Origin of the sequence: Streptomyces sp. NPDC090077, assembly GCF_044747545.1 — a bacterium.
Classification (GTDB): domain Bacteria; phylum Actinomycetota; class Actinomycetes; order Streptomycetales; family Streptomycetaceae; genus Streptomyces.
Window position 1 is genome coordinate 104,863 of the sequence record NZ_JBIVEG010000023.1, and the last position, 12,934, is coordinate 117,796.

The window sequence follows — 12,934 nt, forward strand, 5'->3', positions numbered from 1 at the left end:
CGTCCAGCGCCGTAGCAGTGTGCCGCGTCCGGACGCACCGCGCGCCCGGGGCCAGCCTACAAAGGGCGGGCGCCCGGTGCCCGCGTAACGCTCAGGAGGGCGGCCGGCCCGAACGGCCCGGCGCGGCGCTCCCGTCGGCTCCGCGGACCGGGACGGACGTGCACGCGGCGCGGCTCACCGGGACGGGGCCTTGCGGACGTGCAGGACGTGCGCGTCCAGGGGCAGGGGCGCATGGCCGTGGAGGCGGAGGCCGGCGTCCTCCAGGAGGCGGGCGTAGTGGGCGGCGTCGCGTTCGCGGCCTCCGACGTTGCAGAGCATGTGCAGGTTCCAGGCGGTGGCCAGCGAGGGTGAGCCGTCCGCGGGCAGGAGGCGTTCGACGATGAGCAGGTCGGCGTGGTCCGGCATCGCGCGGGCGCAGTGGCGCAGGATCTCCCGGCAGCGGTCGTCGTCCCAGTCGTGCAGGACGCGGGAGAGGAGGTAGACGTCCCCTCCGGGCGGTACGTCGGCGAAGTCGCCGGCGCGGTAGGTGCAGCGCGCGCCGCATCCCGCGGCGTCGAGGAGGCGGCGGGCCGCCTCGACGGCGTGCGGGCGTTCGAGGAGGACGCCGCGCAGGCCCGGGTGGGCGGTGAGGATCTGGCCGAGCAGCTCTCCGTTGCCGCCCGCGACGTCGACGACGGTGGCGGACGCGGCCGCCCGGGCCGCGGCGGTGACGACCGGGTGGGCGGGGAGCGGCCGGAACATGCGCGCGCTCGCGGCCATGGACCGGTCGAACAGGTCGGCGAGGCCGGGGTCGCGGGCGAAGTGGTCGAAGTGGTTCTCGCCGAAGAGGTGGTCGAAGGCGGGCAGCCCGGTCGTCACGGCGTGGTCGAGGCCTCCGAAGGAGCGGTAGAACGGGCCGCCGTACATCAGGGCGAGGGGGCGCATCGATTCGGGCTCGTCCGTGCGGAGCAGGGCTCCGAGCCCCGTGAGGCGGAAACCTTCCTGCCCGCCAGGACCGGTGTCCGGGGCGACGGCGCCCAGCATCGCGAGGTACCGCAGGAGGGTGCCGAGGCCCTCGGGATGGGTGCCGGTCAGACGGGCGAGGTCCTCGGTACGGGACGCGGTGCGGGTGTCCATGGCATCGGGCAGGCGCAGCCGGGCGAAGGAGGCGAGGGCCTGGGTGGTCCACGCACCGGTGAGCAGGTGAAGGAGCGTTTCGGCGGGCGGCCGTCCGCCCTGGTGGCCGAGGTGGTCGGCGAGGACGCCGCGGTGGTCGCCGTGGGCGTAGAGCTCCAGTCGCCGGTAGCCGCAGGCGGTGTCGGTGGGGGTGGTGAAGTAGAGGACCGTGCCGTTCTCGTGCGGGTTGTAGCCGCCTCCGTCGGGCCGGGCTCCGTGGCGGGCCAGGGTCGCGCACAGGCCGCGCAGGACCAGCGGGTCGGGGCGCTCGATCTCGAAGGCGAGGTGGGCCTCGTGCCGGCGGGGCCGTTCGTAGGCGGCGATGTGCTCCAGGGCGGAGTGCGGGGGCACGATCAGGGCGAACACCTCGACCGCACGGGGCTCTCCGGAGGTTCCGGACACCCGCGGGCGCAGGATCCTCACGTCGAGCTCGGCCGGGTCGCGCCGGTGGCGCCGGGCGAGCCGCTCGCGGACGACCACGCTGGGGTGGGAGGGGGTGTCCGCGTCCAGCCCGCACGCGTCGAGCTGGGCCCGCAGGCTCGGCGCATCGGAGGGGAAGAGCAGCGTCCCCGCATGGGCGAAGCGGCAGCGCTCGGCCAGGGTCCGCAGCTCCGGGCCGTCGATGCCGGGCAGCAGGAGCGGCAGCAGGGTGGTGCTGTCGTGCTCGCGGACGAACGCGGCGGCCGCGCGCAGGCGGGCCGTGTCGTCCGGGAGCATCGTTTCGTCGGGGAGCGTCGATGCGCGGGGCAGCATCGTTTCGCCGGCGAGCGTCGTCGTCATCGTGGAAATGTCCTCGGGCCGGTGCGGAGCGGGGCATGGCAGGGCGGGGCATGGCAGGGCGGAGCGGGGCCTGGCGGGGGTGATCCGGGGAAGGGGGCGCGGGGCGCGGCAGGTTCAGACGCCGACGTAGTTGTCGGCGAACCAGTCCTGGTGGCTGCGCGAGGTGCGGAGCGAGGCGATGCGGGAGCGTCGCCGGGCGGCCTGGAAGAACGATCCGGCACCCGGGTCGCCGTCGGGTGGCGCGTGCAGCAGCCGGGTCATCCAACCGGTGAACTCCTGCGCCCTCCAGATGTGTTCCAGGCTCCGGTCCGAGTACGTGTCGAGTCCCCCGGTGTCGCCCCGGGTGAGGGCGTCAACGAGGGCCTCGGCCAGCATCTCGGCCTCCAGGACCGCCAGGTTGGCGCCCTTCGCCGCGGCGGGGGCGAGCACGCTCGCGGCGTCGCCGGCCAGGAACAGCGAGCCGTGGCGCAGCGGTTCGGCCACGTCGCAGGACAGGTCGAAGAGCCCGCGCTCCAGGAGGGCACCGCGGTTCAGCGGGCCGTACTCCGGGGCGCGCATCCGGATGTCGAGCTCGTCCCAGATCCGCTGCTCGGGCCAGGCGTCGGCGGCCGTGCCGCGCTGCCACTGGAGGTAGTAGCGGGTCACCTCCGGGGTGCGGGCCATGTGTCCGGCGAAGCCGCGGTCGTGGACCGCGTAGCCGACGGCGTCGAGGCTCGGCGGGGCCTGGGCGAGCAGGCCGAGCCAGGTGACGCCGTGGTCGTGGTGGTGGACGGCGTCCGCGGGCAGGGAGCGGCGGGCCGCGCCCCGGCGCCCGTCGCAGCCGGCGACGTAGCGTGCGGTCCACCGGACGGTGCGGCCGTCGGGCCCGCGCGCCGTGACGGAGGGCCGGGTGCCGTCGGTGTCGTGGACGGCGAGCACCTCGGTCCGGAAGCGGATGCGCCCGCCGCGGCCGAGGTAGTGCCGCAGGAGGTCCGTGACGAGGTCCTGCTGCGGGTAGACGTGGTGCCGTCCGCCCTGGCCGAGGGCCCCGTAGTCGAGGCGGAACCGCCCGTCCTGCGTGCGGAACTCGCAGGCGGCGTGCGGGTGGCCGTACCGGTGCAGGCCGTCGGCGAGGCCGTGGCCGTCCAGGATCCGCACGGTGTTCGGGGCGAGGAAACCGGCACGGGCGCGGGTCCGGACGCGGGAGGGGGAGGCCCGTTCCAGGATGACGCAGTCGGTCCCGGCGGCGAGCAGGAGGTTTCCGAGCACGAGCCCGGCCGGACCTGCACCGAGGATGACCACGTCGGCTGAGGCGCGTAAAGCGCGGGATGTCTGGCTGTCCGTCATAGCGGTTGAAGCATAAACACCTGAAGCTCAACGAACCTACGTGAGCCATCCCTTAGCGGGAATAGAGTGACAATCTCCCTTTTCCGGTGCGGCCCTTGTTGACGGGTCGGAAGCACCCTCAGCCGGCCCCGTCGGTAGTGTGCGCCGGGCGTGCGGGGGCGTACGCGTGCGCTCGCGTGCGCCTGCCGGAGGCCTCGCGGGGGAAGTCGGTGGAGCCCTCACGGCCCGCTCTGTTACGGTCCTTCCGCCGGCCGCGGGACTCCGGTGCGACTTCCGGAACCTGCCTCTGAAGCAATGATTCGCAGCTCGTGCCCCCATTCCCCGGCCGGCATCCACCACGGGGGAGGAAGAGCATGGACACGTACGCGGACCTCATCGCGGCCGACGACGTACTGCTCTTCGTCAACGCGGCGATCACCTCCACCGGCCAGCGCGAGTTCCACGACGGCGCGGACGAACAGCGCCTGTCCCTCGACTTCCTCCACGCGTACATGCTGGGCAACTACCGCGACCTGTACGCCGGGGTCCTCGCGCTCGACATCAACGACCACAACGCGGTCCTCATCGTGCGCCGGCTGCTGGAGACCGCCGGGGAGGCCACCACGGACCAGCGCCGCAGCGAGGGCCGGCTGATCGCCGCCCGTCTGACGGCCCTGCCGCCGCAGCGCGTGTACGGGCTGTTCGACGCCCTGCGCCGGGCCGGGGTCAACAACCGCCGCACCCGCGCGATCGCGCGTGACTGGCTGGCCGCCCGCAAGGACCTGGCCTTCGACGCCGTGAAGTACCGCCGCGGCCTCAAGGGCCTCCTGCGCCACACCCACCTCAGCCCGGCCAACGCCCCCGAAGAACTCGGCGCGTTCCTGTTCGCGCCGCGCGGCCGCCCGCACTACGCGACGCCCCTGCTGGAGGCGTGGCGCCGGGCGCACCACGAGCAGGCGGCGCTGTACGAGCTCCCGTACACGGCCGCCGAGGGGTTCGCCGCCCGGCACGGCATACCCCGGGACGTCTTCCTGGAGCGCATGGCCCCGCGGCTGACCCGCCTGGAGACCCTGCGGCTGCAGGGCTCCGCGCAGGCGCGCGGGGCCACGGGAGTGCGGGCCGACCTGGCCGGGATGCCGCTGACCCGGCTGGCCGCCTACGTGCTGTCGCTCCCGGTCGACGAGCGGCTGGGCCGGCGTGCCGAGCTGACCGGTGCCCTGGAGACCGCCGCCGGCCGGGTGGCCGGTCGGCACCGGGGAAGCTGGGGCAGGGTCACCGGCGTCCTCGACGACAGCTTCTCCTCCTACGGGTCGGGGCACAAGCGCCGCCGGCCGCTGGCCGTGGCCCTGGCCTGCCACCATCTGCTCGCGGCCCTCGCCGCCGAGTACACCGTGCTGTGGACGTCCGGGCGCACCGACTCCCTCCTGGCGCACCCGTCGGGCCCGACGCCGCTGGGCCGGCGGATCCTCGATGCGCTGGAGACCGCCCCGGCCAGGCTGGTGATCGTCTCCGACGGCTGGGACAACGCGCCTCCCGGCCTGGCCGGCGAAGTGCTGCGCGTCTGGCGCACCCGGCTCGATCCCGGGCGCCGCACCGGCATCGTGCACCTCAACCCCGTCTACGACGCGGCCGACTTCGACGTCCGCCGGCTGTCGCCGACGGTGCCCACGGCGGGAATCCGGGACGCCGAGGACCTGCCGGCCCTGGTGGAGCTCGCCCAGTTCGCGGAAGGCCGGACCGGGCTCGCCGAACTGACCGCGTACCTGGACGGCCGGGCGGCCCGCATGACGGCCGCACACGCTCCGGAGCGGGTGCGATGAGCGCCGCACCGGACCTGACCGGTCTCACCGCCCGCCCCTCCCAGGTCTGGGGTGCCGTCCGCCTGGTCCCGCTGGTGCGCGACGAGCCGATCGCCGACCTCCGACTGCACGCGGAGCTCTACGGGGAAGGGGCCGGCCTGGTCGAGACCGGCCCGGGCCGCGCCTACCTGTCCTACGTCCCGCACGGGTTCGTCGCCGCGTGGACCGGTGACGGCACGCCGGCCGCCGCCTACGGCACCCAGCTCTCCACCGGCCGCGACACGGCACCCGCCGCCACGATGGGCCTGCGCTACCACCGCCGGATGGCCCGCCGCCAGGCCAAGGACCGGCTGCGCTTCCTCCCCCTGCACCTGTCGCTGGAGGGCTATCTGGCCCTGCACTTCGGCGGTCCCACGATCGCCTGGGAGGAGTGGTCGCAGCGCGCGGTCCGCCAGGGCCTCTCGCCCCGGGTGGAGGAGGCCTACGTGGGTGCCGAGGTGCGGGGGCTCGCCGACGCGCTGCGCGCTTTCGAGATCCACCCCGGCCAGTGCGGTGTGGTCGTGTACGTCGCCGACGCCCTCGCCGCCGCGTTCGCGGTCCCGCATCCCGACGACTACCGCGCCCTGCACGCGACGCTCCTCCAGGACCTGTACGGCGAACTGATCCACCACTACGCCACGCTGATGCTCCCGGTGCCGGACTTCCGCGCCCGCATCGCCGACCGGCGGATCGGGTCGCTGGACGACCTGCGTGCGGCGGCGGCCGGACAGGAGGAGGCCTGGACGCGGTTCCACGACACGACGATGGCGGCCGGGCTGCTGGGGCACGCGTACACCTGGCAGTCCGTCCACCGCATGGGGCGCTTCACGCTCTCGCGCTTCCGGCCGCGCTTCCGCCCCAAGGAGGAGAACCACATCGGCGAGGCCATCACCGACGACAGCGGCCGGATCGCCTACCTCAAGACGTTCCGGCTGTCGGAGGGCCAGGTCCGGCGCGGCCACCTGCTCGACAGGCTCGCCGCCCACGACTGGCACCTGCCGGCCGCGGCGGCCGGTCTCGGCATCGACACGGCGCAGTTGGGGCTGCGGCTGGAGTCCGCCGGCTTCGGCTTCCTGCTCCGCCAGGACGTCCTGGACGGGTACCGGAAGCGGGCCCGCACAGGAATACGGTGAGCGGGACGCGGGCCCCGGCCCCCCGGGCGTTCCGCGGTGCGGCGCCGTTCGGGAGCGTCCTCCGCGGGGCCGCTCAGTCGTCGGCGAGCTGGAGGGCCAGTGCGTAGTGCTCGCCGTCCGTCCCGGCGAGCAGGCTGTCGCAGACCGGGGTGAGGCCGTTGACCGCGCCGCACGCCGCGTCGTGGTTGGTCCACCAGCTGCCCTCCGGTCCGAGCAGGGACACGGCCCGGGACGCCGCACGCACCGCGGCCTCCGCGGGCAGGTGGAGGTGCGACGGCCAGAGCAGGTCGACGCCGGCCAGCCGGGCCAGGAAGCCGGCGGCCTCGTGGGGCTCCAGCGGTTCCAGGGCGGCGCAGAGGCCCGGGACGGGCGGGGGGACGTACCCGGGGCAGTAGCGCCGCCAGGCCTCGTCGGCCACGGCCCCGGCCAGCAGGACACGGATCCTGGCGGCCAGTTCCGGCAGGTCGGGGTCCGGTTCGGTGAACCGCCCGGCCGCCACGAACACCCGCGCCGGCGTGCAGAGCTCGGCCATCCGCGCTTCCAACTCCGCGAGGATCCCGGTGGACTTCATGACGGGATCCTGCCGGGGTGGTCTTCGAAGTCGACCGAGGCCGCGCCGCGGTCGCGCTGGCGGAGGTCGAGCAGGACCACGGAGCTGATACCCCGGCCCTCCGGCAGGCCGTCGTGCGCGAGGCGCGCCAACAGCTGCGCGAGGCCGCGCCGGTGGACTCCGAAGACCCGGGGGGAGGCCAGCCTCCGCCGGGCGCGCTGGCCGGACAGCGCCTCCCGGGGGCCGACGTCGAGCACGACCATGTGCAGGGGGCGCCTGCCGCGGCGGGCCGTGTACGCGAGCCAGCGGCGCATCCACGCCCTGGAGCCGCAGTCGTGTATCAGGAGGGGGTGGCCGAGGCGCATCTGGGAACGCGTCCACCGCATGTGGCCCAGTCGCGCCCACGGCCGGTACACCGCGTAGGGGAGCCAGGCGGGCATGCGCGCCTCGTAGGCCGTGCGGGTGGCGCGGGGGTCGACGACCGCGGCCGCGGGCGACCATGCGCGCAGCAGGGTGCTCTTGCCGCTGCCGGGGAGTCCGGCGACGACGACGGCCGCGTTGGGCGGGTAGGAGAGCCGGACGTGCCCGTCGTCCCGGCCGCGGAGGTCGACGACCCCCTGAGGGGGTATGCGGCGGCTCCGGCCCGCGCCGCCCCGGTGCCCGGTGACCGCTCCGGGCTCCCGGGCCCGTTCCGTCGGGTCTTCGGTGCTGAGGGGTGCGCTCACGGGTGATGTGCCGTTCGGAGGGGTCCGGGGAGAACCCGAGGCTACCCGAGTCCGCGGCGGGGCCTTCCGGGGCGGGGCGCGCACCCCGCACCCGGGGTTGACTTACTGGACAGGTGTCCAGATATTCTGGACATCTGTCCAGGTGATGTCGAGGAGAGGCTGGGGACACGGATGGGTACGACCGCGACGGTGCTGGTGGGCCTGGTGGCCGCGCTGCACGTGTACTTCCTGGTGCTGGAGATGTTCCTGTGGGAGCGCCCGCCCGGGCGGAAGCTCTCCGGGTTCGACGCGGAGCTCGCCCGCGCCACCGCGCCCCTCGCCGCGAACCAGGGGCTCTACAACGGCTTCCTGGCGGCGGGCCTGGTCTGGGGCCTGGTCGCCGCGGACCCGACGGGCTTCCGGGTCCGGGTCTTCTTCCTGGCGTGCGTGGTGGTGGCCGGGGTCTACGGCGCCGTCACCGCCAACCGGCGGATCCTCCTCGCCCAGGCCCTGCCCGGTGCGCTGGCCCTCGGCGCCGTCCTGCTGGCCGGGTGACGGGCGTGCCGGAGGACCCGCGTACCGAGCGGACCCGGGCCAGGCTCCGCGAGGCCCTGCTGGAGGAGTGCGCGAACGGCCCGCTGGACAAGGTCGGTGTCGCCGCCCTGGCCCGCCGGGCCGGGGTCGGCCGGGCCACGTTCTACCTCCACTACGCCGACCTGGAGGCCCTCGCCGTGGACGCCTGCGCCGGGATCGTCCGCGAGGCGGTGGACGCCCTGCACGCCTGGCGCGGCGTCCCCGATCCGGCGAGCCCGCCGCCCGCCCTGCTCGGATTCTTCGAGGGCCTCCCCCGGCACGGCCCGCTCTACCGCGAGCTGCTCCGGCCGGGCGGTGGCGGGCCGCTGGGCCTGGTCCTCCACCGGGACCTGCGGGAGCGCAGCCGCAGCGAGCGGGCACTGGCCGGGGGCCCGGAGCCGGAGCTGGTCGCCTCGGCGGTTGCCGCGACCTTCACCGGGGTCCTCGCCGACTGGCTCCACGGCACCATCGAGGCGACGCCCGCCGAGATCGCCGGGCGGGTCTGGCGGCTGCTGATCGGCCTGCACCGCACGCCCCTGTCCTGAGCCGGCGTCACCGCCCGGGCAGGCGTGCGCCGGTCGGGGATACTGGCACGATGCCGCCGTCCCCGCCCGCTGCCGCCCCGGAGCCGATATCGGCCGACCCGCCGCACACGGCCGACCGCCCCCTCCTCACCCAGTCCTGGCTGGACCTGGCCTTCCTGCACTGGGCCGCGGACCCCGCCGACGTCGCCCTGCTGCTGCCGCCCGGCACCGTGCCGGACACCCTCGACGGGGTCACGTACGTCGGCCTGGTGGCGTTCCGGATGCACGAGGTCGGCTGGTTCCGCCTTCCCGGCGTCCCCTACCTCGGCTCCTTCCCGGAGACCAACGTCCGCCTCTACTCGGTCGACCGGCACGGCCGCCGCGGGGTGGTGTTCCGCTCCCTCGACGCCTCCCGGCTGATCCCGGTGGTCCTCGGGCGGGCCCTGTTCCGCCTCCCGTACGTCTGGTCGCGCATGACGGTCCGCCACGGCAGTGCGGGCACCGTCACGTACACCAGCCGCCGGCGCCTGCCCGGACCGCGCGGCGCGCACAGCCGGATCAGCGTGCGGATCGGCGGGCAGGTCGCGGAGCCGACCGCCCTGGAGCACTTCCTGACCGCCCGCTGGGGCATGCACACCGCCTTCTTCGGCCGGTCGCTGTACCTCCCGAACAGCCATCCGCGTTGGCCGCTGCACCGCGCCGAGCTCCTCCACTGCGACGAGGCGCTGGTCGCCGCCGCGGGCCTGCCCGCCCCGGCCGGGCCGCCCGCCAGCGTGCTCTACTCCCCCGGCGTCCCGGTACGGTTCGGGCCGCCACCGCGGGCGGGACGACGCCCCGTGACGCCCTTGTAGGGCATCTCGTATCAAACCATCCTGATCTAGGGTGCCCCCATGGATCACGACAGCGCTGCCGGGGCCGACCACGGGGCCGCGTCGGGCGACCCGCGCTTCGAGGCCGCCCGGCTCAAGGAACGCATCTACGCGACGATCACGATCATCTCGGTGGTCATCGGACTGCGGACCGCCGGGCACGTGACCCCGGCGGGCGCGGCCGCGGCGCTGGGCACCACCGCGGTCGGGCTGTGGCTGGCGGCGATCGTGGCCGACCAGCAGGCGCACCGGGTGGTGCACGGCCGGCTCGCGACGGGGCGCGAGCTGCGCGGGATGCTGTCGGTGAGCAGCCCGCTGCTGCTGTCCGCCGTCGGCCCGCTGGTGCTGGTCGGCTCCGCCGCGCTGGGCGTGATGAGCGTCGACACGGCCCTGCTCGCGGCGGCGGCCGTGAGCGTGACCGGCCTCTTCGCCTGGGGCTGGTACGGCGGCGTGCGGATGGGCGGCGGCGCCGTCGCCGCCCTGCTGGCCGGGGCCCTGGACGCCGCGATCGGGCTGGCCGTGGCCCTGGTGAAGGCCTCCGCCGGGCACTGAGGCACCGCCGGCCGCGCGCCGCCCGCCCCGTGTCACCGGCCGCCGTTTCCCGCGGCGCGCGGCGGGTCCGGCAGAGTGGGCGCGTACGTCCCCCGTCCGGGACGGCACGAGGAGGAGACCACCTGCCATGAGCACCAAGTCCACGCCCTTCGACGAACTCGACCGGCGGATCGTCGCGACCCTGATGGACAACGCCCGGGCGAGTTTCGCGGAGATCGGGGCGGCCGTCGGCCTGTCGGCCACCGCCGTCAAGCGGCGCGTGGACCGGCTGCGCAAGGCCGATGTGATCACGGGGTTCCGGGCCACGGTCCGGCCGGCCGCGCTGGGCTGGCGCACCGAGGCGTACATCGAGGTGTACTGCGACAGCGCGGCACCTCCCCGGCGCCTCGCCGAAGTCGCGCGCAAGTACCCGGAGATCGCGGCGGCGATGACGGTGACCGGCGCGGCCGACGCGCTGCTGCACGTCAGGGCGACGGACGTGGAGCACTTCGAGGAGGTGCTGGAGCGGATCCGCAGCGAGCCGTTCATCCGCAAGACGATCAGCTACATGGTGCTGTCGCACCTGCTGCCGGAGAGCCCCGAGGCGGGGGCCAGCGCGTCCGCGCCGGCCGGACCGGCGGCACGGGCCGCGGACGGCGCAGCAAACCTGCTCTGAGGAGCCTCGACGCGCAGGATTCCTGCGTGGACGCGCAGCGGTTCGTTCTTGTCGCGCTGACCTGCCGCTTCCTACGGTGGGGGCACTCCCCAGTCGTCACCGCAGGAAACGGAGGAACCTCTGTGCCCGCAGGACACAGCCCGCTCGGCCGTCGTGGGCGCCCCAGGCGCTATCTGATGTGCGAGCCCCGGTACTTCGACGTGCGCTACGCCATCAACCCGTGGATGGACGTCGACGCACCGGTCGATCCGGAGCTGGCCCGTACCCAGTGGCGGGCCCTGGTCGAGGCGTACCGCGGCCACGGCCACACGGTCGAGACGGTCGCCCCCGTGGAGGGCCTGCCGGACATGGTGTTCGCGGCGAACGCGGCCCTGGTGTCGGACGGCCTGGTCTTCGGGTCGTCCTTCCACGCGCCCGAACGCCGCCCGGAGGCCGCCGAGTACGAGGCCTGGTTCAAGGCGGCCGGGTACGAGGTCCAGCGCGCCGGGGCGGTCTGCGAGGGCGAGGGGGACCTCGTACCCGCGGGCCGGTTCGTGCTCGCGGGCACCGGCTTCCGCACCGAGCGGGCCGCGCACCGCGAGGTGCAGGAGTTCCTGGGCAGGCCGGTGATCGGCCTCGAACTGGTCGACCCCCGCTTCTACCACCTGGACACCGCGCTCTTCTTCCTCGGCGAGGAGGACGGCGAGGCCGACGGGAGCGGCGGGGGGAACGTCGCGTACTACCCGGCGGCGTTCTCCCCCGGCAGCCGCGAGGTGCTGCGGCGGCTCTACCCGCGGGCGGTGATCGCCACCGAGGAGGACGCCCTGTCCTTCGGCCTCAACTCCGTGTCCGACGGCCGCAACGTCTTCGTCGCCCCGCAGGCCCACGGCCTCGTCGACCAGCTCGCCGGCCGCGGCTACGTCCCCGTCCCCGTCGACCTGTCGGAGTTCCGCAAGTCCGGCGGGGGAATCAAGTGCTGCACCCTGGAGATCCGCTCATGACCACCACCGTTCCCGCCTCCTCCGTCGAGGCCCGCTCCTCGGCCCAGCTGATCGGTGCCGAGGCACCGGTGCTCGCGCACAACTACCACCCGCTGCCCGTGGTCGTGGCACGTGCGGAGGGCAGCTGGGTGGAGGACGTCGAGGGCCGCCGCTACCTCGACCTGCTGGCCGGCTACTCGGCCCTGAACTTCGGGCACCGCCACCCCGCCCTGATCGATGCCGCACACCGCCAGCTCGACCGGGTCACGCTCACCTCGCGCGCCTTCCACAGCGACCGGCTGGCCGGCTTCGCCGAGCGCCTCGCCGAGCTGACCGGCCTCGACATGGTGCTGCCGATGAACACGGGCGCCGAGGCCGTGGAGAGCGCCGTCAAGGTGGCCCGCAAGTGGGCGTACGAGGTCAAGGGCGTCCCGGCCGACCGGGCGACGATCGTCGTGGCGGACGGCAACTTCCACGGCCGTACGACGACGATCGTGAGCTTCTCCACCGATGCGACGGCGCGCGACGGCTTCGGCCCCTTCACCCCCGGCTTCCGCGTCGTGCCCTACAACGACCTGGCCGCGCTGGAGGCGGCCGTGGACGAGACGACGGCGGCCGTGCTGATCGAGCCGATCCAGGGCGAGGCCGGGGTCGTCATCCCCGACGACGGATACCTCACCGGGGTCCGGGAACTGACCCGGCGGGCGGGGTGCCTCTTCATCGCCGACGAGATCCAGTCGGGCCTGGGGCGGACGGGCCGCACCCTGGCCGTCGACCACGAATCGGTCGTGCCGGACGTCGTCCTCCTGGGCAAGGCCCTGGGCGGCGGGATCGTCCCGGTCTCCGCCGTCGTCGCGCGCCGCGAGGTGCTCGGCGTGCTGCGGCCGGGTGAGCACGGGTCGACGTTCGGCGGCAATCCCCTGTCGGCGGCCGTCGGTTCGGCGGTCGTGGACCTGCTGGCCACCGGTGAGTACCAGCGGCGCGCCGCAGAGCTGGGAGCCGTGCTCGACCGGGAGCTCGCCGAGATCGGCCGGGCCGGCGCCGTCACGGCCTACCGGGCCCGCGGCCTGTGGGCGGGGGTGGACATCGACCCGGCGCTCGGCACGGGCCGGCAGATCAGCGAACGGCTGCTCGCCGAAGGCGTACTGGTCAAGGACACCCACGGCTCCACGATCCGGCTGGCTCCGCCGCTGACCATCACGGAGGACGAACTGGGCACCGCGCTCGCCGCCCTGCGGAAGGTCCTGGCCTAGGGGGTGTCCGCAAAGTCCCGCCTGCCCCGCGGCGCCCGGCACGCACTCTCGCCGCACCGGGCGAAAGCCCAAGTACGTCCAGTA

Annotated in this window: 13 protein-coding genes; 9 read left to right on the forward strand and 4 right to left on the reverse strand. The window is 74.7% G+C overall.

What is annotated here, in order from left to right; genetic code table 11:
- Positions 1 to 174: 174 nt before the first annotated feature.
- Positions 175 to 1,935 (reverse strand): methyltransferase, encoded by a 1,761-nt coding sequence (locus tag ACIPW5_RS29960; RefSeq protein ID WP_401251444.1) that lies wholly within the window; start codon positions 1,933 to 1,935, stop codon positions 175 to 177.
- A 114-nt stretch (positions 1,936 to 2,049) separates the two neighbouring features.
- The gene (locus tag ACIPW5_RS29965) at positions 2,050 to 3,261 is read right to left on the reverse strand and encodes a 4-hydroxybenzoate 3-monooxygenase (RefSeq protein WP_401251447.1); all 1,212 of its coding nucleotides are present in this window, start codon (positions 3,259 to 3,261) and stop codon (positions 2,050 to 2,052) included.
- Positions 3,262 to 3,614: 353 nt separating this feature from the next.
- Between ACIPW5_RS29965 and ACIPW5_RS29970 the strand changes: the two genes are divergently transcribed.
- Entirely contained in the window at positions 3,615 to 5,060 is a 1,446-nt protein-coding gene (locus ACIPW5_RS29970; protein ID WP_401251450.1) for a hypothetical protein, read from the forward strand.
- Positions 5,057 to 6,211: an ARPP-2 domain-containing protein gene (locus tag ACIPW5_RS29975; protein ID WP_401251452.1), complete on the forward strand. Its 1,155-nt coding sequence runs from the start codon at positions 5,057 to 5,059 to the stop codon at positions 6,209 to 6,211. Before ACIPW5_RS29970 ends, ACIPW5_RS29975 begins: the two co-directional genes overlap by 4 nt.
- Before the next feature lie 73 nt (positions 6,212 to 6,284).
- Here the strand turns inward: ACIPW5_RS29975 and ACIPW5_RS29980 are convergent, their stop codons facing one another.
- Positions 6,285 to 6,782 carry a hypothetical protein gene (locus tag ACIPW5_RS29980; RefSeq protein ID WP_401251455.1) on the reverse strand — a complete coding sequence of 166 codons (498 nt, stop codon included), beginning with the start codon at positions 6,780 to 6,782 and terminating at the stop codon, positions 6,285 to 6,287.
- Positions 6,779 to 7,486, reverse strand: coding sequence for an AAA family ATPase (locus ACIPW5_RS29985; RefSeq protein WP_401251458.1), 708 nt, complete (start codon positions 7,484 to 7,486; stop codon positions 6,779 to 6,781). Before ACIPW5_RS29985 ends, ACIPW5_RS29980 begins: the two co-directional genes overlap by 4 nt.
- 171 nt (positions 7,487 to 7,657) lie before the next feature.
- Between ACIPW5_RS29985 and ACIPW5_RS29990 the strand changes: the two genes are divergently transcribed.
- The 7 genes from ACIPW5_RS29990 to rocD all read left to right on the forward strand — a co-directional run bounded on the left by ACIPW5_RS29990 (position 7,658) and on the right by rocD (position 12,850).
- Positions 7,658 to 8,020, forward strand: a complete 363-nt coding sequence (locus ACIPW5_RS29990) for a DUF1304 domain-containing protein (RefSeq protein WP_401251460.1) — start codon at positions 7,658 to 7,660, stop codon at positions 8,018 to 8,020.
- Between the two features lie 5 nt (positions 8,021 to 8,025).
- A complete protein-coding gene (locus ACIPW5_RS29995) occupies positions 8,026 to 8,583 on the forward strand; it encodes a TetR/AcrR family transcriptional regulator (protein WP_401251462.1) in 558 nt (185 codons plus the stop codon).
- Between the two features lie 50 nt (positions 8,584 to 8,633).
- Positions 8,634 to 9,413 (forward strand): YqjF family protein, encoded by a 780-nt coding sequence (locus ACIPW5_RS30000; RefSeq protein WP_401251465.1) that lies wholly within the window; start codon positions 8,634 to 8,636, stop codon positions 9,411 to 9,413.
- A 39-nt stretch (positions 9,414 to 9,452) separates the two neighbouring features.
- Entirely contained in the window at positions 9,453 to 9,983 is a 531-nt protein-coding gene (locus ACIPW5_RS30005) for a hypothetical protein (protein ID WP_401251468.1), read from the forward strand.
- A 127-nt stretch (positions 9,984 to 10,110) separates the two neighbouring features.
- The gene (locus tag ACIPW5_RS30010; RefSeq protein ID WP_401251471.1) at positions 10,111 to 10,638 is read left to right on the forward strand and encodes an Lrp/AsnC family transcriptional regulator; all 528 of its coding nucleotides are present in this window, start codon (positions 10,111 to 10,113) and stop codon (positions 10,636 to 10,638) included.
- Positions 10,639 to 10,814: 176 nt separating this feature from the next.
- Positions 10,815 to 11,618 carry a dimethylargininase gene (gene ddaH, locus ACIPW5_RS30015; RefSeq protein WP_401251474.1) on the forward strand — a complete coding sequence of 268 codons (804 nt, stop codon included), beginning with the start codon at positions 10,815 to 10,817 and terminating at the stop codon, positions 11,616 to 11,618.
- The gene (gene rocD / locus ACIPW5_RS30020; RefSeq protein ID WP_401251476.1) at positions 11,615 to 12,850 is read left to right on the forward strand and encodes an ornithine--oxo-acid transaminase; all 1,236 of its coding nucleotides are present in this window, start codon (positions 11,615 to 11,617) and stop codon (positions 12,848 to 12,850) included. Before ddaH ends, rocD begins: the two co-directional genes overlap by 4 nt.
- The last annotated feature ends 84 nt before the right edge of the window (positions 12,851 to 12,934 follow it).